General features: G+C 64.0%; 21 protein-coding genes. 5 read left to right on the forward strand and 16 right to left on the reverse strand.

Features of this window, described 5'->3' with window-relative positions:
• Nucleotides 1-4: 4 nt before the first annotated feature.
• The 11 genes from rnr to LK12_RS11740 form a co-directional block, all read right to left on the reverse strand.
• Nucleotides 5-2,260, reverse strand: a complete 2,256-nt coding sequence (gene rnr / locus LK12_RS11690) for a ribonuclease R (protein ID WP_082010467.1) — start codon at nt 2,258-2,260, stop codon at nt 5-7.
• A gap of 59 nt (nt 2,261-2,319) precedes the next feature.
• Entirely contained in the window at nt 2,320-3,675 is a 1,356-nt protein-coding gene (locus tag LK12_RS11695; RefSeq protein ID WP_082010468.1) for a M20/M25/M40 family metallo-hydrolase, read from the reverse strand.
• 68 nt (nt 3,676-3,743) lie between these two features.
• On the reverse strand, nt 3,744-4,340 hold the full coding sequence (locus LK12_RS11700; protein ID WP_039283714.1) for a DUF805 domain-containing protein: 597 nt from the start codon (nt 4,338-4,340) through the stop codon (nt 3,744-3,746).
• A 19-nt stretch (nt 4,341-4,359) separates the two neighbouring features.
• A complete protein-coding gene (proS, locus tag LK12_RS11705; RefSeq protein WP_039283718.1) occupies nt 4,360-5,928 on the reverse strand; it encodes a proline--tRNA ligase in 1,569 nt (522 codons plus the stop codon).
• Nucleotides 5,929-5,964: 36 nt separating this feature from the next.
• On the reverse strand, nt 5,965-6,522 hold the full coding sequence (gene phaR / locus LK12_RS11710) for a polyhydroxyalkanoate synthesis repressor PhaR (RefSeq protein ID WP_039283723.1): 558 nt from the start codon (nt 6,520-6,522) through the stop codon (nt 5,965-5,967).
• A gap of 106 nt (nt 6,523-6,628) precedes the next feature.
• A complete protein-coding gene (gene alr / locus LK12_RS11715) occupies nt 6,629-7,672 on the reverse strand; it encodes an alanine racemase (protein WP_039285227.1) in 1,044 nt (347 codons plus the stop codon).
• Entirely contained in the window at nt 7,662-9,326 is a 1,665-nt protein-coding gene (locus LK12_RS11720) for an MFS transporter (RefSeq protein WP_039283726.1), read from the reverse strand. The genes alr and LK12_RS11720 overlap by 11 nt, the downstream gene beginning before the upstream one ends.
• Nucleotides 9,327-9,376: 50 nt before the next feature.
• Nucleotides 9,377-9,796, reverse strand: a complete 420-nt coding sequence (locus LK12_RS11725; protein ID WP_039283730.1) for an iron-sulfur cluster assembly scaffold protein — start codon at nt 9,794-9,796, stop codon at nt 9,377-9,379.
• A 3-nt stretch (nt 9,797-9,799) separates the two neighbouring features.
• Nucleotides 9,800-10,321, reverse strand: coding sequence for a CvpA family protein (locus LK12_RS11730; protein ID WP_039283732.1), 522 nt, complete (start codon nt 10,319-10,321; stop codon nt 9,800-9,802).
• Nucleotides 10,322-10,333: 12 nt separating this feature from the next.
• Nucleotides 10,334-11,713, reverse strand: a complete 1,380-nt coding sequence (radA, locus tag LK12_RS11735) for a DNA repair protein RadA (protein WP_039283737.1) — start codon at nt 11,711-11,713, stop codon at nt 10,334-10,336.
• Nucleotides 11,714-11,752: 39 nt separating this feature from the next.
• Complete coding sequence (locus LK12_RS11740; RefSeq protein ID WP_052223347.1) at nt 11,753-12,358, reverse strand: pyridoxamine 5'-phosphate oxidase family protein; 606 nt, start codon at nt 12,356-12,358, stop codon at nt 11,753-11,755.
• 155 nt (nt 12,359-12,513) lie between these two features.
• Between LK12_RS11740 and LK12_RS11745 the strand changes: the two genes are divergently transcribed.
• Complete coding sequence (locus tag LK12_RS11745) at nt 12,514-14,823, forward strand: patatin-like protein (protein WP_039283740.1); 2,310 nt, start codon at nt 12,514-12,516, stop codon at nt 14,821-14,823.
• 50 nt (nt 14,824-14,873) lie between these two features.
• On the opposite strand, the gene dnaJ is transcribed toward LK12_RS11745, so the two are convergent.
• Both dnaJ and dnaK read right to left on the reverse strand, forming a co-directional pair.
• Nucleotides 14,874-16,010, reverse strand: a complete 1,137-nt coding sequence (gene dnaJ / locus LK12_RS11750; RefSeq protein ID WP_039283747.1) for a molecular chaperone DnaJ — start codon at nt 16,008-16,010, stop codon at nt 14,874-14,876.
• Nucleotides 16,011-16,086: 76 nt separating this feature from the next.
• Nucleotides 16,087-18,000 carry a molecular chaperone DnaK gene (gene dnaK / locus LK12_RS11755; protein ID WP_039283750.1) on the reverse strand — a complete coding sequence of 638 codons (1,914 nt, stop codon included), beginning with the start codon at nt 17,998-18,000 and terminating at the stop codon, nt 16,087-16,089.
• 193 nt (nt 18,001-18,193) lie between these two features.
• Between dnaK and LK12_RS11760 the strand changes: the two genes are divergently transcribed.
• Together LK12_RS11760 and LK12_RS11765 are read left to right on the forward strand one after the other, a co-directional pair.
• Nucleotides 18,194-18,700, forward strand: coding sequence for a copper chaperone PCu(A)C (locus LK12_RS11760; RefSeq protein ID WP_231568331.1), 507 nt, complete (start codon nt 18,194-18,196; stop codon nt 18,698-18,700).
• Between the two features lie 68 nt (nt 18,701-18,768).
• Nucleotides 18,769-19,209 carry a vgr related protein gene (locus LK12_RS11765; RefSeq protein WP_231568332.1) on the forward strand — a complete coding sequence of 147 codons (441 nt, stop codon included), beginning with the start codon at nt 18,769-18,771 and terminating at the stop codon, nt 19,207-19,209.
• 57 nt (nt 19,210-19,266) lie between these two features.
• Here the strand turns inward: LK12_RS11765 and LK12_RS11770 are convergent, their stop codons facing one another.
• The 3 genes from LK12_RS11770 to hrcA all read right to left on the reverse strand — a co-directional run bounded on the left by LK12_RS11770 (nt 19,267) and on the right by hrcA (nt 21,290).
• A complete protein-coding gene (locus LK12_RS11770; protein ID WP_039283805.1) occupies nt 19,267-19,524 on the reverse strand; it encodes a YMGG-like glycine zipper-containing protein in 258 nt (85 codons plus the stop codon).
• A 130-nt stretch (nt 19,525-19,654) separates the two neighbouring features.
• A complete protein-coding gene (gene grpE / locus LK12_RS11775; RefSeq protein ID WP_039283808.1) occupies nt 19,655-20,230 on the reverse strand; it encodes a nucleotide exchange factor GrpE in 576 nt (191 codons plus the stop codon).
• Between the two features lie 16 nt (nt 20,231-20,246).
• Nucleotides 20,247-21,290, reverse strand: coding sequence for a heat-inducible transcriptional repressor HrcA (gene hrcA, locus LK12_RS11780; RefSeq protein ID WP_039283811.1), 1,044 nt, complete (start codon nt 21,288-21,290; stop codon nt 20,247-20,249).
• A 96-nt stretch (nt 21,291-21,386) separates the two neighbouring features.
• On the opposite strand from hrcA, the gene rph reads away from it, so the two are divergent.
• Both rph and rdgB read left to right on the forward strand, forming a co-directional pair.
• Nucleotides 21,387-22,103, forward strand: a complete 717-nt coding sequence (gene rph, locus LK12_RS11785) for a ribonuclease PH (RefSeq protein WP_039283814.1) — start codon at nt 21,387-21,389, stop codon at nt 22,101-22,103.
• A gap of 66 nt (nt 22,104-22,169) precedes the next feature.
• Nucleotides 22,170-22,799, forward strand: a complete 630-nt coding sequence (gene rdgB, locus LK12_RS11790) for an RdgB/HAM1 family non-canonical purine NTP pyrophosphatase (RefSeq protein ID WP_039283816.1) — start codon at nt 22,170-22,172, stop codon at nt 22,797-22,799.
• The last annotated feature ends 6 nt before the right edge of the window (nt 22,800-22,805 follow it).

Consider the following 22,805-nt stretch of genomic DNA (forward strand, 5'->3'; position numbering starts at 1 on the left):
GAACCTACCGCTTCCGGCGCCCCTGGTGCCGGATATTGCTCGGCCGCCCGCGCTTGCCGACAAGGTGATTGCCCCGTTCCTTGAGCGGGACCGGCCTGCCGCGCGGCTCGATCCGGCCACCACCCTGTTCCAGTTCGAACTTGAGCGCACCTGTCAGTGGGTTCGCTTCGGCAAGGCGCAGGCGCAGGAACTGCCCGATCGAATATGTCGTGCCGGTCTCGTCGCCCGTTAGGACCTGCGCCTTTTCGTCATAGAAGAAGCGCTCGTCCCCGAGCGTCGAGACCGGAACCAGTCCATCGCCGCCCAAGCCGACAATGGTCGCGAAAAAGCCGAATTTCTGGACGCCGGTAATGCGGGTTTCGAAGACCTCGCCGACACGGGCTGACAGCCAGGCCGCGACATAGCGGTCGATGGTCTCCCGCTCGGCTTCCATCGCCCGGCGCTCGGCCTGGCTGATCGCATCGCTGACCTTGCCCAAATCGTCGCGGTCGCGCTCGGACAGGCCCGAGGTCGCGGGAATGTCCCCTTTCGGCTTGGGCTGTTCGAGATGGTAGGCATCGACGAGCGCGCGGTGGACCAGCAGGTCCGCATAACGACGGATCGGTGACGTGAAGTGCGCGTAGGATCCGAGAGCTAGCCCGAAGTGGCCCTCGTTGCGCGGACCGTAATAGGCCTGCGTCTGGCTTCGCAGCACCGCTTCCATGATCAGGGCCTTCTCGCCCTCGTCGGCGATGTCCTTGAGCATGCGATTGAACAGGCCAGGCGTGATGACCTGACCCAGGGCCAGATTCTTGTCGAAGGTGGCGAGATAATCCTTGAGCGCGACCAGCTTCTCGCGGCTCGGTGTCTCATGCACCCGGTAGACCACCGGCGCGACCTTGGCCTCCAACGCCTTGGCGGCGGCAACATTGGCGGCAATCATGAAATCCTCGACCACACGATGCGCGTCGAGGCGTTCGCGGATGGCGATCTCGCTGATGCGTCCCTGCTCGTCGAGCTTTACCCTGCGTTCGGGCAGTTCGAGTTCCAGCGGATCCCGCTTCTTGCGGGCATGGGCGAGAGCCTTCCAGCAGGCCCAGAGGTTTTGAAGATGGGGCTCCGCCTTCTCCTCATCGATCCGCGCCTGCGCATCCTCGTAGGCAATGACCTCGTGAATGCGCACGATGGCGCGGGTAAAGCGCCAGTCCTTGACCTTGCCCTCGGCATCGATCTTGAGATGACAGGCCATTGCCGCGCGGTCATCACCGGCGCGCAGCGAGCAGACATCGGCGGAAAGCACTTCGGGCAGCATCGGCACGACGCGGTCGGGGAAGTAGACCGAGTTGCCGCGGCGCCGGGCCTCGCGGTCGATTTCGCCGCCAGGGCGCACGTAGAACGAGACGTCGGCAATGGCGATGAGGGCATCGAAGCCCCCTTCCCCGTCGGGCTCCGACCAGATCGCATCGTCATGGTCGCGCGCGTCGCTGGGATCGATGGCGACGATCGGCAAGTGCCGCAGGTCTTCGCGCTGCTCCACGCTGAGCGGCATCTTCGCCGCACGCTCCGCCTCGGCGAGGGTCTCTTCGGAGAAGACGTTGGGAATGCCGTGTTTGTGAATCGCAATCAGGCTGAATGCCTTGGGTGCCAGAGGCTCGCCCAGGACCTGGGTGACCTTGACCGCTGCGCGGGCCGACCGCCCGACCGGTTCGGCGAGAACCAGTTCGCCGGCCTCGGCTCCGCCCAGGTCGGACACTGCCGAGGAATGCCGGATGCGTTTGTCGACCGGCGCAAGCCAGGCCTTGCCCGCCTTGTCGATCTCGATCACGCCGAGCACCTGCTCCGAGCGCAGCGCAAGCTTCTTCATCGGATAGGCGCGCCAGCCCGTGTTGGTCTCCTCGGTCCGGGCAAGAACCCGATCGCCCTTCTTGAGCGCGCTACCCCGCCCCTTCTCGACCAGACGGATGCGCGGCGGCGGTGTGGCATCGTCGGGCTGCCAGGTATCGGGCACGGCGATGGCCTCGCCTTCGTCGATATCGACGATGCGCAGGACGGTCACTTTCGGTAAGCCACCCATCTTGTGGAAGGCGGTGCGCTTGCCGTCGATCAGCCCCTCTTCGGCCATGTCCTTCAGCAGCGCCTTCAGCTGGATCTTCTCCTGCCCTTTCAGCCCGAACTCACGCGCGATCTCGCGCTTGCCGGCGGGAACCGGCGAGTTCTGGATGAAGTCGAGGATCTGCTTGCGCGTCGGCAGGCCGGGTGCGGGCCGTTTCTTGGGTGCCATGGCGCTGCAATGGGGACTTGGACGTCCGATTGCAATGGCGCCTGGGCAAGAGCCAGTGGTCAGTCGTCCTGCCCTAGCGGCGTGAATTCGCCACCGGGCACGGCTGCCGCCACCGGGCTTTCGCTACCGTCTGCGGCAATCGAGCTCACGCCGAGTATCCAGTCGTCGCCGCGCAACCCTTCCAGCTTGACGCTTGTGTCTTGCGTATGGCTCACGACCGGTTCGATTTCCCAGTCCGGCGCGTTGCTGCGGCGGCGCCAGACATTGTACGCGGCAGCACCGTTCACCGGCTTCCACGTCACGTCGGTCCATGTCTTCACGGCGGCATCGGCGACGGGCGCCGGCGGCATGGGCGCGCTGGCCAGGGCCGCCAGCGTCGCGACGTTGAGCCGCGTGACTTTGGCGAGATAGGGGAAATCCATCTCCTCGATGGTGTCGCCGTAGGTCACGCCGTCCTCGGTCCGTAGATCCTGGTGCTGATGCTCATAGTCCTCGACGGCAACCGTGAAACGGACCGCGGGATAACCCTGTTCGAGGAACGGCAACTGATCGCCGCCACGCCCCATGCGGTCCGCGCGCCAGATCTGCCGCACGGCCAGATCGTCCTGCACGGCGCCGGCCAGGCCGGCGACAAAACGGGAAACGTTCCTGCTCGGACTGTCGTTCTCACCACCGAAACGGCGCGCAGCGGCCCGCGTGTCGTCGGTGGCATCGGCGCGCGGGCCTTCCGAGAACACGCGCACGTGGGTGTCGTCGCAATAGCCATCGGACCCGCACGAACCGCCGACGATATCGTTGTTGAGCACCGCCTTCACGGTCCAGCCCTGCTGACGGGCGTAGTCGGCCAGCAGCTTGCCGCCGAACAGCCCCTGCTCTTCACCGGACAACACCGCGTAGACGATCGTCGCGGGATACTTGTGCCGGGAGAGCACCCGGGCCGCTTCCAGAACCAGCGCCGTGCCGGAGCCGTCATCGTTGGCGCCGGGGGCGTCGCTCTTCGCGTCCATGACGTCGGTTGCGCGGCTGTCGATATGGCCCTGGACGATCACGACTTCGTTCGGCCGCTCGGTACCGCGCTGTATGGCCACGACATCGACGAGCCGCACCGGCTCGGGAATGCGTGAACCGCTGACCATGGTTTCGGGCGTCACGATTTCGAGGCAATTTCCGCAGGCCTTTGACGAGGCACGGAAATGTCTCTCGGCCCAGCGTCGCGCCGCCCCGATCCCGCGACGGGAATCGGTCTGGGACGAAAGCGTGTGACGCGTGCCGAAGTCGACAAGCGCCTGGACATCGGAACGGAGCCGGGCCTGCGATACGGCACTGGCGGGTTCGGCGGATTCGGCAAGCGCGGCCGTACCGAAGAGGGGTACGGTGCAGAGACCGAACATGAGGGGGGGAAGGAACCTGTTCATGGCCGCGGACTTTTGCCGCAAGCGAAGGCCTTTGCAAGGGCACGGTGCCCGACGCCGGGGTTACCGCTTCAGAGGTGTTCGGGCTCCTGCCCGTAAAGGTTGTCACCATCGCTCGAAGGCCAGATGCCGAACACGACCACCAGCAGAAGCGGAAGCCAACTCAGCAAGCCGCTGAGCGCATACTTCGTGCGGTGCGCCTGGATGGCCGCTTGCATCGCAGCGGCATCTCCCGGCTTCAGGGTTTCGACGAACGAGGCCATTTCACCGATCATTCCGATGGTGAGCGCGATCGAGAGCAATTGCAGCGCGACAGCGGCTCCGGCGATCCAACCGGGCCTGTTCGAATCGTGCAGCCTGCGCGTGAACGATGCCGCCAGCAGCATGGTCATCAGGAAATACATGATGGCCGATCCCCACATCGAGATGCGGATCATGTTGCCCATTCGGGAGATCACGTGCTGCTGGATCGCGGCGTCATCCGCGCCGCCGCGCGCCGAGTGAACCGCATCCATCACCAGCGCTCCGCCGGCCACGAATGACAGTCCGAAAGAAATGACCGCATAAACGATCATGAGGAAGAGGACGTAGAACCAGAAAGTGGAGCGCGAATCGCGCCCGGAAATATTCGCCAGGTTGGTGAGATTGTACCGGATCGCCTCGAGCATCGCGCCCCCCTCTGACTGGTCAGTAAGCCCTTGCGATGTATATCCTTTCAACGGCAGGCCGTCGCGTGAAAATGCAGTCACCGGCCACCGGATCGGCATCGAGCGGCGTATTGCGCATCGTGAGCTTGAGCGCCTTCAGCTTCTGGACGACAGCTTCCAGGTCTTCGCCGGTGGGACGCGACCACTCGGCCTCGACCCATCCGGGATAGCGCTTGTCCTGCGCGAAGAAGGCTTCGACTTCCTCGAACGTGGACACGCGGGTGATGTTCGCATCGCGCCTTTCTCGTGCCTCGGCATAGAGCGCAGACTGGATCTCCTCCAGCTCGGCCGCGGCGCGCGAGACGAACTCCGCTTTCGGCAGCCCCACGAAGTTGGCCTTGGCAGCGTCGTTCCAGAGCCTGTCGCGGCGTAGCATCGACACCTGCCCGCCGGCGGCATCGCGCCCGCCGATCTCGAGGATCAGGGGCACGCCCTTCTTCACCCAGCCCCAGCGCTTTTGCGTGGCCTTGGCCGGACGCTTGTCGAGCAGGACGCGAACGGGCTCACCGAATGCGCTCTGCGCGACGAGCGCCTTGCGCAGGTCTTCGCAGTAGGCCAGCAGCTCGGCGTCCTCCGGCTTGTCGCGGAGCATCGGCAGAATGACGACCTGGTGCGGCGCCACCATCGGCGGCACGCGCAGCCCGTCGTCGTCGCCATGGGTCATGATCAGACCGCCGATCATGCGCGTCGACGTGCCCCAGGACGTCGTGTGGCAGTATTGCTGAGCCCCTTCGCTGTCCTGATACTGGATCCCGGCGGCATGCGCGAAACCGGTGCCGAGATAGTGCGAGGTGCCCGCCTGCAACGCCTTGCCGTCCTGCATCATGGCTTCGATCGAATAGGTCGCGACCGCGCCCGGGAAGCGCTCGTTTTCGGGCTTTTCGCCGGCGATCACCGGCATGGCCAGTTCGGTTTCCGCGAAATCGCGGTACATTTCGAGTGCACGCAGGGTTTCTTCCATCGCCCCTTCGCGGTCGGCATGGGCCGTATGCCCTTCCTGCCAGAGAAACTCGCTGGTGCGCAGGAACATGCGTGTGCGCATTTCCCAGCGAACGACGTTGGCCCACTGGTTGGTGAGCAGCGGGAGGTCGCGCCAGGACTGGATCCAGCGCGACATGGCCGCACCGATCACCGTTTCCGAGGTCGGGCGCACGATCAGCGGTTCTTCCAGCTTCGCTTCGGGATCGGGCACGAGACGGCCCTCGCCATCTCCGATCAACCGGTGGTGGGTGACGACCGCCATTTCCTTGGCAAAGCCCTCCACATGCTCGGCTTCCTTGGCGAAGTACGAGAGCGGAATGAAGAGCGGGAAATAGCAGTTCTCGACGCCGGCGGCCTTTATGCGGTCATCCATCCGGCGCTGCATGCGCTCCCAGATGCCGTAGCCCCACGGCTTGATGACCATGCAGCCGCGCACGCCCGATTCCTCGGCCATTTCGGCCTCGGCGATGACTTCCTGATACCACTGGGCGAAATCGTCCTCGCGCTTGGTCGAGAGGGCGTGACGGATGGCGGACACGGGTGCTCTTCCTGTGAATGTGTTGTGCATGCGGAGGACCGTCCTCCGGAGCGCACCCGCTGGCCTTTATTTGCCTAGCGCGTCAAGCCTCTTCTGCATCTCCGCCATCTGCTCCTTGAGCGCAGTGAGGTCTCCGGTCTCTTCCGGGGCATTGGGCTTGGCCTCCGATTTCTCGGCTCCGGGCATGAACGCGGCGGAAGCTGCCCTGAACATTGCCATGTTCTGCTCGGCCAGCTTGGCCAGCGGATTGTTGCCCAGGCTGTCCTCGAACGCCTTGGCCAGCTTGGCCTGATTGGCGCGGAAGTTCTCCATCGAGGCCTCCAGGTAGTGCGGGACCAGCGACTGCATGGAATTGCCGTACATGCTGATGAGTTCGCGCAGGAAGTTTACGGGGAGCATCTGCTCGCCGTTCGATTCTTCTTCCATGATGATCTGGGTCAGGATGGTGTGTGTGATATCGGCACCCGACTTGGCGTCGAGCACCTTGTAGTCCACGCCCTCGCGGGTCATTTTCGCCAGATGGTCGAGCGTGATGTAGCTCGAAGACCGCGTGTTGTAGAGCCGACGATTGGCGTACTTCTTGATAATTACGGTGTCGTCGTCGCCCTTAGCCTTTTCAGCCATTGCCTATCCCTGTTCATCCCCGTTCCAACTGGAGACACGTTACCATTCAGGGATATCGCGACGCAACAAAAATTGCTGCGCAGCAAAAGAGTCGACAATCCACGGTTTACCGCCCGAATCTGCGCCCCAGCACCGTGAGCAGTTCATATTGGGACAACCCGGTCGCGGCAGATGCGTCCGGGAGGGCGTAGTCCGCGCTCACCCAGTCGCCTTCCTTCAACTCTGAGGCTTCGCTGAGATCGATCACGGTCATGTCCATGCTGACACGGCCAAGCACTGGCAACGTCCGTCCGGCGGCATGGAAACGTCCCGTGTTGGACCAGCACCGCAGGTATCCATCCGCATAGCCGAGGGCGATTGTGCCCGTGCGCATCGGCCGCGTGGCGGTGAACGTGGCGTTGTAACCGATCGTCTCCCCCTGCGCGACTTCGCGGACCTGCATGATGACGGCCTGGGGGATCACCACCTGCCGGATCAGGCTGGCCATGTCGGCCCGCGGGACACCTCCGTAGAGCGCAATGCCGGGACGCGTGAGGTCACCGTGGTAATCGCTGCCCAGTGCGATCCCGGCGCTGTTGCACAAGCTGGAACGCAGATGGGGTATCGCCGTGCAGGCCCGGCGCCACCGCTCGCACTGGACGGCGTTGAAATCGCTTTCCTCTTCCGCAGAGACGAGGTGCGACATGAGAACGTCGATATCGAGCGCCGCCAAGGTTTCATCGCCGATCTGCGACATCGGCAGGCCGAGGCGGTTCATCCCGGTATCGACCATCAGGTCGCAGCGTCCGCCCCCGACATTCAGCCAGCGACGGACCTGGTCCAGCGAATTGATGACCGGCTTCACACCGCAGGCCATCGCGAATGCAGCCTCCGCGTCGGTGGTCGGCCCATGAAGAACCGAAATCGAACCCGGGGCAGCCAGATCGAGCAGGTCGGGCACTTCAGACCAATGCGCCACGAAGAAATCGTGGCAACCGGCCGCATGCAGCACCGGCACCACCAAGCGAGCCCCGAGGCCATAGCCATCAGCCTTGACCGCAGCTCCGGCGCGCGCCGTGCCGGAAAGGCGATCCAGCGCCTGCCAGTTGGATTTCAGGGCATCGGAATCGAAGCCGAGCCTCAAGGCCGGCGCAGGAACTTCAGGACGCATCTTCACCATAATCGCGTGGAGGACCGCCGCGCAGGCCCCAGATCGCCACCACCAGCCCGAAGGCGACAACGGCCCAGGTATACCACAGCCCGGCGTAGGCATCGCCGGTCCGGGCATTGATGTAGCTGGCAATCAGCGGAAGGAAACCGCCCAGATAACCTGCCCCGATGTGGTAGGGGATCGACATCGAACTGTAGCGGATGGGGGCCGGGAACATCTCTGTGAGTTGCGCTGCAACGCCCCCGTAGGTCAATGCCGAAAGCGCGCCCAGCACAAGCAGAATCGCGGCGATGCCCATGAGCGCAATCAAGGGCGGATACTGCACGCTGAAATCGAAGCCACGGGCGGCCAGTGCGCTTTCGATTCCTGCCTTGCGGGCCTTGTCGGCTTCCTTCTTGTGCGCAGCATCGTCGGCCATCCAGGCCGGGGAAATCGCGATCGGATCACCACCCACGGTCAGCGAGACCTGCGAAGCATCCCGCACCGTATAGGGCACGCCGCTGGCGGTCAGCGTTTCCAGCAACTTGCCGCAATCGCTCAGCTTGTTGCCGGAGAGATCGGCAAAGGGATCGGTGTGGCAGGCCGGCCCCGATACCACGACCGGCGCGGCCCTGGCGCTGGCCTGCAGCCCCGGGTTGGCAAGCGATCCCATGCCCCAGAACAGCGGGAAGAGCAGCACCAGAGTGGCGGCCGCTCCGATCACCAGAGGGCGCTTGCGTCCCACCTTGTCCGACCAGGCACCGACGATGACGTAGAAACTCATCGAGATCAGGGCCGTCAGGCCGATGACCACTTCGACCACCGTGGCGTCGACCCGCATCGGCCCCTTGAGGAACGAAAGCGAGGAGAAGAACGCGGTGTACCAGATCGTCGTCAGGATCCCGGTCACGCCGAACAGGGCCACGAAGATACGCCTCTTGTTGCCGGGATAGGTGAAGCTTTCGACGAAGGGATTGCCGGAAACCTCGCCTTCTTGCTGCATCGCCAGAAACACGGGGCTTTCGGAGAGCTTGAGGCGCATCCACAGCGATATCGCCAGCAACGCCAGCGACAGCAGGAACGGCACGCGCCAGGCCCATGCCGCCAGCGTCGCTTCGGAAAAAAACGCCTGGTTGAGCAGCACGACGATGATCGACAGGACGAAGCCCCCGACCACGCTGCTCTGGATGAAGCCGGTGAAGTAACCGCGACGGCGCGGCGGCGAATGCTCGGACACGTAGATCGCGGCGCCGCCATATTCACCGCCCAATGCCAGACCCTGCAGGATGCGCAGGCCGATCACGATCAACGGCGCCCACAGCCCTATCGATTCGGCCGGCGGGGTCAGGCCCACGCCAGCGGTCGAAACACCCATCAACGTAACGGTGACGAGGAAAGTGTACTTGCGTCCGAGCCGGTCGCCCCAATAACCGAACAGGATCGCGCCAAGCGGGCGAAAGCCGAAACCGACCGCGAAGCCTGCCCAGACGAGAAGGATCTGCAAGGTCGGTCCGACGGACGGAAAGAAAGCCTTGCCGATGAAGCTGGCCAAAGTTCCGTAGATGAAGAAGTCGTACCATTCGAAGATGGTACCGGCGGAAGAGGCTGCGATGACCAGCTTGATATCGGATGCGCTGGGCTCCGGTCCATGCGGATGCTGGTGCAGGTCTGCCATGATTTCCCCTCTCGCGTGCTCCCCGTTCGAATTCGTCCTTAGACGGCGCTTCAAGCGCTGGGAAGCACCTGCATTGCCGCATTCCACGGCAGCATCACGGCGCCGTGGCGGGCGGGATAGTCGCGGGCCGCGGCTATCACCGTCAGGCCGGGCCAATCCGGGATGTCTCCCTCACCTGCCAGCCAGGCTGCAATGGCCCTGCCCGCGGCGTGAATTTCGGCAGACTGCATCCCGACGGCGGCATTTGCGAAGACGGCGGCAGAGGCCTGGCCGATCGCGCAGGCCTGGCTGCGCACGCCGATCTTGCCGATCCTACCGTCCGCAGCCAGCGAGAGCCCCAGAGCGATGGTGCTGCCACAGCTTTTGGATCGCGCCTCAGATCGCAGGGGCAGCGTATCAGTTAGCGGATAGCGTGCCAGATCGATGGCAAGCCCCAGCACTTCGGGCGTGTAGAGAACGGTGGCGGACATGATTCAGAGGCCTTCGTTCTCGGCCGCCATGGCCTCGCGCCGGCGCTCCGCGATCAACTTCACCATGGCTTCGCTGCTGGCGTTGACGAACGGGTAGGTCCGTGACTGGGTAATCCAGTCGGGCCGTCCGCCGATACCCCACACGGTGTCGTAGCCGAGGACCAGAATCGAAAAGGCCATGACCACGATGACCACGCCCTTCACGGCACCGAAGCCTAAACCCAGCACGCGGTCGATCGGACCCAGCACCGATGCCCGGCTTTTCTTGCCGGCCCAACCGGCTATGACCTTCACGGCAGCATAGGGGACGAGCAGCAGCAGCGCGAAGGCGAGGATCGCGGAGCCCGATTCGTTCGCGAGATGCGTTTCGAGCCAGGCCGTTACCGGCGTGTGCAACATGCGAATGGCAAAAATCGCGAAAATCCACGCGGCCAGGGCCAGAATTTCCTGCACGAACCCGCGAATGAAGCCGGTAATGGCGCCCAGCCCGACGAAGAGCAGCACTGCGATGTCGAAGCCAGTCATACGCGCGCGAAATTATGCGTCCGAAAGGATGCGGTCAACGAGATTGGGAAGCATCGACAGTCCAGTAAAGCGAAGGGCCTTGTCTGTCTTGCCGTCGCCCCCGGGGCCTCCTGCCGGTCCGACGGCGCGGCCGAAGCCCAGCTTGGCCGATTCGCGCTGGCGGATCGACGCATGGGCGACGGGCCGGATCTCGCCTGCGAGCGACACCTCCCCGAACCAGACGGCATCGTTCGGCAGCGGTTTGTCTCCCAGCGCGGAGATCAGTGCTGCGGCTACCGCAAGATCGGCCGCCGGGTCGGAGAGACGATATCCCCCCGCAACGTTGAGGTAGACTTCGGCGCTGGAGAAATTCAGCCCGCAGCGGGCCTCGAGCACGGCAAGCAGCATGGCCATGCGGCCGTTGTCCCAGCCCACCACGGCACGCCGCGGCGTGGCCCCGCTCTGCAACCGGACGATCAACGCCTGGATCTCGACCAGCACCGGCCTCGTGCCCTCCATGGCCGGGAACACGGCACTGCCGGCCATCGGATCTTCGCGGCCGGACAGGAATAGCATCGACGGATTGCCCACTTCGGCCAACCCATCGCCCTCCATCGCGAAGACGCCGATTTCGTCTACCGGGCCGAAACGGTTCTTGAGGGAGCGGAGAATGCGATACTGGTGGCTGCGCTCGCCTTCGAAGCTCATCACCACGTCGACCATGTGCTCCAGCACGCGCGGCCCGGCAATCGTACCGTCCTTGGTCACGTGGCCGACGAGCACGAGCGTCACCCCGTTCTCCTTGGCGTAGCGGATCAGTTCGAAGGCACAGCCGCGCACCTGGCTGACCGTTCCGGGCGCGCCTTCGATCTGGTCGGAATGCATCGTCTGGATCGAATCGATCACCAGAAGCGACGGCGGCTCCATCGTTCCCAGCGTGGTGAGAATGTCGCGCACCGAAGTGGCCGCGGCAAGCTGGATCGGGGCCTTGGACAAGCCGAGCCGTTCGGCGCGCAAACGCACTTGTCCGGCCGCCTCCTCACCGCTGACATAGACCGAGCGACCGCCGCTCTGGGCAATGTGCGCCGCCACCTGCAGCAGCAGGGTCGATTTGCCGATTCCCGGATCGCCGCCCATGAGGATGGCCGAACCGGGCACGAGGCCCCCGCCCAGCGCCCGGTCGAATTCGGCAAGTCCGCTGGCGCGGCGCTTGGGCACTTCGCCGGGTTGATCGAGCGGCGTGAACTGGATCGGTCGCCCGCCGGAAGAGAGATCGTGCTTGGCGGAAAAAACGGTCTGCGGTGCGTCTTCGACCAGCGAGTTCCATTCACCGCAATCCGCGCATTGCCCCTGCCAGCGCGAAGCGACGCTTCCGCAGGCCTGACAGGTATATCGACGTTTCGGCTTTGCCATGGCGCGGGAGTAGTGAGAACAGATTGCGAACGCAAGGTCTCAATAGAGTTTGCTGTCGCTCTCTTCGGTAAACCGGTCGAAGGTCTCGCGCAGGCCCGGTTGGGCGAGCGCGTCCGCGTAGATCTTGCCGAAAGAGATCCGTGTCGGCGCATCCCATGCCTCGGGTTCCCAAAGGCGTGCGCGCCGGGCTGAGCGGACGCAGTGAAATGCCGCCCGCTCTACAGCGACGCGGATTATCAGGACGGCCGGTTTGCCGCCGGCCGACATCTTCTCGCAAAGGTCGGCATCGTCATCCAATGTGGCGCGGCCAGATATTCGGAGCACTTCGTCGGTCGCCGGACGAACGATCATCAGCCCGACCCTTGGATCGCGCAGGATGTTCTGCAAGCCGATGCAAAGGTGGTTGCCCGCCCTTTCCGGGATGAGCAGCGTGCGGCTGTCGACCTGCTCGACGAAACCCGGTTGATCGCCTTTCGAGCTAAGTTCCATCCCGTCCACGCCGATCGTTCCCAACACGAGGAACGGGCTTCGTTCGATGAATGCCCTGCCCTGCTCGCAGATGTGGTCGCGAATTTTTGCCGCCCCGCGCGGTCCGTAATCGACAATGATCTCGCGCAGCCGTTCTACCGTCTCGATTCTCGCCATGGCACTTCTCCCGAATGCTGCGCGCGAGAATGCCGCAGCGTGCGCCGCGAAGCACGGCTCTGAGCGGGTGGAATTGCCGGGGCGATTTCACAGTGGTGTTAATCGCCTTTGCGATTGCGGTGGCGCTCGCGGCTTCACTCTGTCAAGCATGGGGTATGCGGCAGAAGGAATTGCGGATCGCGTTAGTCTGCTACGGCGGCATCAGCCTTGCCGTCTACATGCATGGCGTGACCAAAGAGATCTGGAAGGCCATGCAGGCCAGTCGCGCCCATTGGTCCGACGAGCCCGACCCGCCCGGAAGCGCCGGGGTCTACCTGCGGCTGCTGCGCCGGCTCGAATACGGCAGCAATGTGCGCCTTCGCCTGCTCACCGACATCGTTGCCGGCGCAAGCGCGGGCGGCATCAATTCGGTGTTCCTTGCCCAGGCGATCCATTCGGGCCGTTCGCTCGAGCCGCTGACCGAGTTGTGGCTGGAATGTGCCGACGTGGATATCCTGCTCGATCCCGAGGCGCGGCCCTGGTCGCGTGCTGCAAAGTTCTGGGCCACCCCGCTTGTCACGTATCTGTTGCACCGGCCCGGCAACGTGGTCAGCGCCAGCGTCGCGCCGGAAACGCGCGCGGAGGTCCGCGAAAAGCTTTCTCGCCTGATCCGTTCGCGGTGGTTCGAGCCGCCGTTCAGCGGGATCGGGTTCTCACGCCTCTTGTGCCGGGCATTCATGGCCATGGAAAACAGCGAGGCGCAGCGTCCTCTGCTGCCCGAACGCCACCGGCTCGACCTTTTTGTGACGGCCACCGATTTCAAGGGCCATCTCGAGGCCCTCCACCTGCACTCGCCGCAACTGGTGCTCGAAAGCGAGCATCGCCTGACGGTCGACTTTCATGCCGCAGCACCTGCCGAAGGCGGAAATTCGCTCGCGCCGATCCCGGAGCTGGTCTTTGCCGCCCGCTCCACCGCCAGTTTTCCGGGCGCATTTCCGCCGCTCCAAGTGAGCGAGATCGACCGTCTTGTCAGCGAAAAGGAAGCCGACTGGACGGAACGCGCCGCGTTCCTCAAGCGCATCATGCCCGAACATTTGCGCCGGGGAGAGATCGATTCGGTTTCGCTCATCGACGGTTCGGTCTTGGTCAATGCGCCGTTCTCGGATGCCATGTCCGCCCTGCGTGACCGTCCGGCGACCCGTGAAGTCGACCGGCGTTTCGTCTACATCGATCCCACGCCGGATCCGGTCGGTCCAAAGGCCCGCAAGGATACGCGCGCCCCAGGTTTCTTTTCGGTCATCCTCGGTTCGCTGTCCTCTATCCCGCGCGAGCAGCCGATCCGCGATAACCTGGAAGCGCTCGAAAGGGATTCGCGCGAGAAGGGCGCCCTGCGTTCAATCGTTCGCGCCTTGCGTCCCGAAATCGAGGAGACGGTCGAAAAGCTCTTCGGACACACCCTCTTCCTCGACCGCCCCACGCCCAAGCGGCTTGCGGCGTGGCGGACCAAGGCGCAGCAGGCCGCGCTCGAGCAGGCGGGATTTGCCTATCATGGCTACGCCCAGGTCAAGTTCAGCAGCATCGTCACGATGATGGGCCGAATGGTCATGGAGGCCGCACCGGAGCTCGGTCTGCCAAATGCCGCACCGATCCGCGAGCGGCTGTTCGCGCACCTCGAATCGATCGGCATCGACCGCATGGAAGGATTGCGCGATTCCAAGTCGCCCGCCATGATTTCCTTCTTCCGAACCCACGATCTCGCCTTCCGTATCCGCCGCCTGCGTCTGCTGGCGCGGCGCGTGACACAGGAATGGGAGAACGACGAAAGCGTGACCGAGCAGGACCGCGACGATGCACGCACGGCCATATACGGGGCGCTGTCGCTTTACGTGGACCGGGAACCCGTCGGCGCTCTGGGCGAACAGTTCCCGGACCTTGCCCGCGCCTTTTTTGAAGATCCCCAGAAGGTCATCGATACCATCGCGCAGGAGCATCGCCTGATGGAAATCGACGTCCAGGTGGATTCGATACTGGCCGAAGCCATGGCCGCCATGCCCACGGCCCTGCGCCGCCGCATGTTGCTCGCGTACCTTGGATTTCCCTTCTATGACACCGTCACATTACCGCTGCTTCGCGGTGAAGGGCTGACCGAATTCGATCCCGTACTGGTCGACCGGATTTCACCGGAGGACTGCAACGCGATCCGATCGGGCGGCGCCAGCGAAATGCTGCGCGGCACGGAGTTCTACAATTTCGGGGCGTTCTTCAGCCGGGCCTATCGTGAAAACGACTATCTCTGGGGGCGCCTGCACGGGGCCGAGCGGATGATCGACCTGATCGCGTCTGCCGTAGGGCCCGAACATTCGGTGCCGGAGCGCGATCTCAGGCAGTTCCGGCGGGAAGCGTTCCTCGCCATCCTGGAAGAGGAACGGGATCGGCTTGGAGCCGATCCCGGACTGATCGATCGTATTCTTGCAGAAGTGACGTAAAACGCGTCCGGTTGCGCCACGGCATTCGCCGGCTCCAACCGGTGTGCGCCCTATTCGGTGAGATCGCTCCAGGCATCCTTGATGCGATCGAAGAAGCCCTTCGATTGCGGACATTCCTCGCCGGTCTCGGTTTCCTGCAACTCGCGCAACAGTTCCTTCTGGCGCGCCGAGAGTTTGGTCGGCGTTTCCACCGTAATCTCGATAACGAGATCTCCGCGTCCCCGGCCCTGCAAGACCGGCATGCCCGCCCCGCGCTTGCGAAGCTGCTTGCCGGACTGGATGCCGGCGGGAATGTCGAGGCTGATCATCTCCCCGTCCATGCCGGGAATCTCGATCGCCCCGCCCAGTGCCGCGGTCGTGAACGTGATCGGCACACGCGTGAGCAAGGTCGTCCCTTCGCGCTCGAACACCTTGTGGCGCTTCACGTGCAGGAAGATGTACAGGTCGCCCGGGGGCGACCCGAAAGGCCCCGCCTCACCCTTCCCGGAAAGGCGGATGCGCGTGCCGGAATCGACGCCCGGCGGAATGTCGACCTGCAAGTCCTGCGGGGTGTCCACGCGGCCTTCGCCGCCGCACGCCCGGCAATGCTTCTCGATGACTTCGCCGCGGCCATGACAGGTCGGGCAGGTACGCTCGACCACGAAGAAGCCCTGCTGTGCACGAACCTTGCCGTGGCCCGAACACATGGCGCACATGTGCTTGCCGGTGCCCGGTTCGGCGCCGGTACCTTCGCATGTGTCGCAAGTCTGCGAGACCTCGATCGTGATCTCGGTCTGTTTGCCGTGGAACGCATCGTCCAGGCTGATTTCCATGTCGTAGCGCAGGTCGGCGCCGCGGCGGGCCTGCTGACGCGCGCCGCCGGCACCGAAAGCGCTGCCGAAGATGGATTCGAAGATGTCACCGATGTCGCCGAATTCGGCGCCCATCCCGCCACCGCCGGCACCGCCCATGCCCTGCTGGAAGGCAGCATGGCCATAGCGGTCGTAGGCAGCCCGCTTCTGCGGGTCCTTGAGGCAATCGTAGGCTTCGCTGATTTGCTTGAAGCGCGCTTCGGAATCGGCGCATCCGGGGTTCTTGTCCGGATGGTAGCGCATGGCGAGCTTGCGGTAGGCAGACTTGATCGTCTTGTCATCGGCGTCGCGCGAAACTTCGAGCAGTTCGTAGTAGTCTATCTCGGTAGCTGACACGTAGTATCCCCCGTAGATAACCTAACCGCCACCGGCGCAATCGGCACCGGTGGCGGCACGGTTTTCATCAGGACGTTCAGCCCTTGTTTTCGTCGACTTCCGAGAACTCGGCGTCGACCACGTCTTCATCGCCACCCGCCGGAGCTTCCGTTTCCGGCGAACCGGCCTCGGACTGTTCCTTCTCGTAGATCACCTGGCCCATCTTCATGGCAGCCTGGGTGAGCTCCTGGGCCTTGGCGTTGATCTCGGTAGCATCGTCGCCCTCGAGCGCCGTCTTGGTCGCGGCGATCGCGGCCTCGACTTCACCCTTGAGCCCGGCATCGATCTTGTCGCCATGCTCCGAGAGCTGCTGTTCGGTCGCGTGGACGAGGCTGTCGGCGTTGTTGCGGGCCTCTGCGGCCTCGCGACGCTTCTTGTCCTCTTCGGCGAACTTTTCGGCATCCTTGACCATCTGGTCGATGTCGGAATCGGACAGGCCGCCCGATGCCTGGATGCGGATCTGCTGCTCCTTGCCAGTGCCCTTGTCCTTGGCGGACACGTTGACAATGCCGTTGGCGTCGATGTCGAAGGTCACCTCGATCTGCGGCACGCCGCGGCGGGCCGGCGGAATGCCGACAAGGTCGAACTGGCCAAGCAGCTTGTTGTCCGCCGCCATCTCGCGTTCGCCCTGGAACACGCGGATCGTCACCGCCTGCTGGTTGTCCTCGGCCGTCGAGTAGACCTGGCTCTTCTTGGTCGGGATCGTCGTGTTGCGGTCGATCATCTTGGTCATGATGCCGCCCAGCGTCTCGATGCCCAGCGAAAGCGGGGTCACGTCGAGCAGCAGCACGTCCTTGACGTCGCCCTGCAGCACGCCGGCCTGGATTGCCGCGCCCATGGCGACGACTTCGTCCGGGTTCACGCCGGTGTGCGGCTCCTTGCCGAAGAATTCCTTCACCGTTTCGCGGACCTTGGGCATGCGGGTCATGCCGCCCACGAGAACCACGTCATCGACGTCCGAAGCCGAAAGGCCGGCATCGGCCAGCGCCTTCTTGCACGGTTCGATGGTGCGCTTGATGAGGTCGGCGACCATCTTCTCAAGGTCTGCGCGCGTCACCGTCTCGACGAGGTGCAGCGGGGTGGTGCTGCCGCCTTCCATGCGCGCGGTGATGAAGGGCAGGTTGATTTCGGTCGAGGCCGTCGAGGACAGTTCGATCTTCGCCTTCTCGGCCGCTTCCTTCAGGCGCTGCAGAGCGAGCTTGTCGGTCCGCAGGTCCATGTTTTCCTTGGCCTTGAACTTGTCCGCCAGCCATTCGACCAGCTTGGTGTCGAAGTCCTCGCCGCCCAGGAAGGTGTCGCCGTTGGTCGACTTCACTTCGAACACGCCGTCGCCGATCTCGAGGATCGAGACGTCGAAGGTGCCGCCACCAAGGTCGTACACGGCGATAGTCTTGCCGTCCTGCTTCTCGAGGCCATAGGCCAGCGCGGCCGCGGTCGGCTCGTTGATGATGCGCAGCACCTCAAGACCTGCGATCTGGCCGGCGTCCTTGGTCGCCTGGCGCTGCGCGTCGTTGAAGTATGCCGGCACGGTGATCACGGCCTGCGTCACGGTCTCGCCGAGATAGCTCTCGGCCGTTTCCTTCATCTTCTGCAGGATGAAGGCGGAAATCTGCGAGGGGCTGTAGTCTTCGCCGCCGGCCTGGACCCAAGCGTCGCCGTTCTTGCCCTTCACGATCGTGTAGGGGACGAGCTCGGTGTCCTTCTTGGTCACCGGATCGTCGAAGCGGCGGCCGATCAGGCGCTTCACCGCGAAGATCGTGTTGTCGCTGTTGGTCACGGCCTGGCGCTTGGCCGGCTGACCGATCAGACGTTCGCCGTCTTTCGTAAAGGCGACGATGGAAGGCGTCGTACGCGCGCCTTCGGAATTTTCGATGACCTTGGGCTTGCCCCCGTCCATTACCGCTACACAGCTGTTGGTGGTGCCAAGGTCGATACCGATTACTTTTGCCATTATCCCCAATCCTCACGTCAGTGGTTGACACCGCACGGATCGCCTCCCCCGAAAGGCAAGGCGGCTTGTGCGGCTCGATGACGTTCCAAGTCGTCGAAGCGCGATATAGGAGCGGTTTCGCTTGGAACAAGAGCAGCAAGGTGGCATTAGGCTCGCGAATTTTCACAAGTCTCAGTTCGGGGAATTTTCGGTCGTGAAATCGTTCAATACGCTTGCTTTTCTAACCGGCGCCGCTGCCCTGGCATTGTTGAGCGCATGCCAGCAGGCCGAAACGCCGGCGCCTGAATCGTCCGCGACCGAGTCCAACGGCCCCGATGCCAAGCCCGGCATCTCCGCCAGCCAGGGCCGATTGGTCCTGCCGGTCGTGGCGGGGCGCCCGGCGGCCGTCTATTTTTCTGTCCGCAACGACGGCCCGCAGGCGGCAACGATCGCGGGCGTTTACGTCGAAGGCTCCGGCAAGGCGGAAATGCACAAGACAGAAGGCGGCTCGATGAGCGCGGTGGATGCCGTGGAGATCGCCCCGGGCGAAACGATCGCATTCGAACCCGGCGGATATCATGTCATGGCCTTCGACCTGGCCGATACCCTGAAGGCCGGCAACGCCACCGAACTGACCCTGACATTCTCCGGCGGCGACAAGCTGTCCATGCCGCTGCACATCGAGACGATGGGCGATGCCATGAACGGGGGGCATCACTGAGAGGCGGCGCCCCGCACGATTGCCCGCCCGGGGGCGAGCGGAAGCTGACAACCGGCGAAACCGCCCTCGTGCGATCGATATTCGGCGATGCGATCGATCCAGGGCCGGTCCGTATCCGCCGGCAGCGCTGGTTTCCGTTCCAACCTGTAAACACGGTCATGGCGCCGTGCGGCCATCTGCATTTCCACCCCGCCTCACCGACCTACCGGGACGATTTCTCGATTCATGCGCCCGGATTGCAGGGCCTCTTCATTCACGAGATGACGCATGTCTGGCAGACCCAAAACAAGGGCCTTCTGTATCTGCCGCTGATGCGTCATCCATTCTGCCGTTACGATTATACCTTGCGTGAAGCCTGGTCGTTCGAGCGCTACGGCATCGAACAGCAGGCGGAAATCGTGCGCCATGCCTTCATGCTGATGCAAGGATGGCGGGTTCCGCACGCTGCCGCGCTGGACCGGTACCTTGCATTGCTGCCCTTCACGCCTGCGCATCCGGAAACGGCATAGAAAAAGGCGCGGGAATTGGCTCCCGCGCCCTTTCGTTGGGTCCGCCGGATCGCGCGATCAGCAGTCGCGGTCCCAATAGCGGTTGCCGTTGGCATCGTAGCGATAGCAGCCCTTGTCCTTGTCGACCTGCGAGCCGACAGCAGCGCCAGCCGCTGCGCCCACGGCGGCACCGGTGCCGACATCGCCACCCGTCACGGCGCCTACACCTGCACCCAGGGCGCCGCCTGCCAGGGCGCCTTCGCCTGCATAGTTGCTGGCGCAGCCCGCGACGCTGAAGGCACCGGCTGCGAGAATGGGCAGAATATACTTGCGCATCGCACTTCTCCGATAAAACTCTGGATCTGCCAGAAACAACGGAGGTACGCGGAGCAAGTTCCGATAAAATGGCACGGATCGTCTACGGCCTGCATCCGGTCGTCCCGGCGCAGGCCGTAAAAAGACGATATCAGTCCGGCTTCTTGGCCACGGCGACCATGGCCGGACGCAGCAGGCGGTCCTTGATCATGTAACCGGCCTGCATTTCCTGCACCACCGTGCCCGGCTCGGCATCTGCCGAGGGAACTTCGATCATCGCCTGGTGCTGGTTGGGGTCGAGCGGAAGGCCCATCGCCGCCACACGGGTGATGCCGTGCGAGGTGAACACCTTGTCGATCTCGCGCGCAGTGGCTTCGATGCCGGCCACGAGCCCCTTCATCTTCTCGTCCTCGCGCATGTCGTCCGGTATGGCGGACAGAGCCCGGGAGAGGTTGTCCGCCACGGACAGGATGTCGCGCGCAAAGGACGTTGCCGCGTACGCACGGGTATCGGCGACGTCCTTTTCCAGGCGCCGACGCACGTTCTGCGTTTCGGCACGCGCATAGAGCGCGTCCTGCTTGGCGGTTTCCAACTCCTCGCGCAATTTCGCGAGATCGTCATTTTCGTCGTTCTTGTCGAGCATTCCTTCGGGTACGCCCTTCAGTTCTTCGGCCACGGCTGCGTCCACCGTCACGTCTTCGGGCGGCTGCGTCTTGTCGTCGGTCATTCTAATCAGGTTCCAGCTATCCGATAAGCTTGCCCAAGCTCTGGGCGGTAAAATCCACCATGGGGACGACCCGCGCATAATTCAACCGCGTGGGCCCGATAACCCCCACAACTCCCACAACCCTGCCCTCACGATCCCGATAAGGCGATGCGATCACCGACGAGCCGGACAGCGCGAAAAGCCGGTTCTCGGACCCAATGAAGATGCGGGTGGACTTCGCTTCGCGCGCCATGTCGAGCAGATCGGCAACCGATTGCTTGCTTTCGAGATCGTCGAGCAGCGAACGAATCCGCTCGAGGTCCGATACCGCCGCCTCGTCAAGCAGGTTGGCCTGCCCGCGCACGATGAGAACCGGCCGCTGCAGGGCATCCTCGCTCCAGACCGCAAGGCCGCGTTCGACGAGATCGCGGCTCGCATCGTCGAGCGCCGATTTCCCCGAGGCAATCTCGGCATGCATCGTCCGGGCAGCCTCTGCGAGAGTCCGTCCGGCAAGGCGTGCCGAAATGTAATTCGAAGCCTCCTCGAGCGCATTGGAAGGCAGGCTTTGCGGCAGATCCACCACCCGATTCTCCACGGCGCCGTCGGCGCCGACCAGTACGGCGAGAGCCCGATCGGGCGAGAGCGGCACCAGTTGCAGGTTCGTCAGGCGCGGCTCGCGCTTCGGAACCATCACCACGCCGGCGCCCGAGGAAAGATTGGACAGCAGCGAACTAGTCGCCTCGAGGGCAGCCTCGATCGGGCCCGGCGTGGAGATGTGGCTCTCGATCACGGCGCGTTCCTCGGCCGTCGGCTCCGCCACCTGCATGATCCCGTCCACGAAGAGCCTGAGCCCCGCTTCGGTTGGGAGGCGTCCGGCGCTGGTGTGCGGGGCGGCGAGCAGCCCCTGCGATTCGAGATCGGCCAGCACGGAGCGAATCGAAGCCGAGGACAGATTGACCCCGCCCTGACCCGCAAGTGCCTTCGATCCCACCGGAGCGCCGGTATTCAGGTATCCTTCGACCACAAGCCGAAAGATTTCGCGCGCACGGGAGGTCATTTCTGTGATCGGCGGATTGGGCATAGCCAATGCAATTTAGGCAATGGGCTTGCAGCCTCAAGCCTTATGCGCGAAGGGGCGCGCAATATAGCGGATCACACATTCAAACGAGGAATTCCCATGCGACCTTCCGGCCGTGCCCCCGACGAAATGCGGGCCATCGACATCCAGACCGGCTTCACCAAGCACGCCGAAGGTTCCGTCCTGATTTCCTTTGGCGATACCCGCGTGCTCGTCACGGCCTCCGTCGAAGAAAAGGTCCCCCCGTTTCTGCGCGGTAAGGGTGAAGGCTGGGTCACCGCCGAATACTCGATGCTCCCGCGCGCCACGCACACACGCGGTTCGCGTGAAGCGGCCAAGGGCAAGCAGTCCGGCCGGACGCAGGAAATACAGCGCCTGATCGGCCGCTCGCTGCGCGCCGTGGTCGACATGAAGAAGCTGGGCGAGCGCCAGATCGTGCTCGACTGCGACGTCCTGCAGGCCGACGGCGGCACCCGCACCGCGTCGATCTCGGGCGCTTGGGTCGCCTTGCGCCTTGCCGTCGACAAGCTGATGGCCGAGGGCAAGATCACGCAGGACCCCATCGAAAGCCGCGTCGCCGCGATTTCCTGCGGAATTCACGAAGGCACCCCCGTGCTCGACCTCGACTACATCGAGGACAGTGCGGCAGATGCCGATGCCAACTTCGTGCTGATCGAGGGCGGCAAGATCGCCGAAGCGCAGGCGACGGCCGAAGGCGCCTGCTACGATGAGGAAGGCCTGCTGCGCCTGCTGCGCCTGGCCCGCATCGGCTGCGAGCGCATCTTTGCCGAACAGGCGAAGGCGACCGGGCGCTGAGCCCAATCACAGGATAAAAGCCTCCCCGTGGAGGCGATGACGAGTGAACCGTACAAGGAGCGAGTCATGACCCGCAAGATCGACAGCAAGCGCCTGGTCATTGCCACGCACAACGCAGGCAAGCTCAAGGAGATCTCCGCCCTGCTCGCTCCTTACGGAATCGAATGCCTTTCCGCCGGCCAACTCGGATTGCCCGAGCCGGAGGAAACCGGAACGACCTTTGTCGAAAACGCACTGATCAAGGCCCATGCCGCCGCGAAAGCAGCCCAGCTGCCGGCGCTGGCCGACGACAGCGGTCTGTCCGTGGCGGCACTGGACGGGCGCCCCGGCGTCTACACCGCCGACTGGGCGGAGCGGCAGTGGTTCGAAGGACCTGCGGGCCGGGACTGGTACATGGCGATGGGCAAGGTCGAAGGCCTGTTGTGCGAACAGGGCCCGGACGTCGCGCGTTCGTGCTGGTTCTCCTGCGTTCTCGCCATCGCCTGGCCGGAAGGGGACGAGGCCGTCTACGAAGGCCGGGTGAACGGCACGTTTTCCTGGCCGCCGCGTGGCACGATGGGCTTCGGTTATGACCCCGTATTCGTGCCCGAAGGCCGCGAGATGACGTTCGCCCAGCTCGATCCGGAGGAAAAGCACCGTATCAGCCACCGCGCCGATGCCTTCGCGAAACTGGTCGCGGAGCAGTTTGGCGGCTAGACTAGA

The sequence above is a fragment of the Novosphingobium malaysiense genome (assembly GCF_000802225.1).
Classification (GTDB): Bacteria; Pseudomonadota; Alphaproteobacteria; order Sphingomonadales; family Sphingomonadaceae; genus Novosphingobium; species Novosphingobium malaysiense.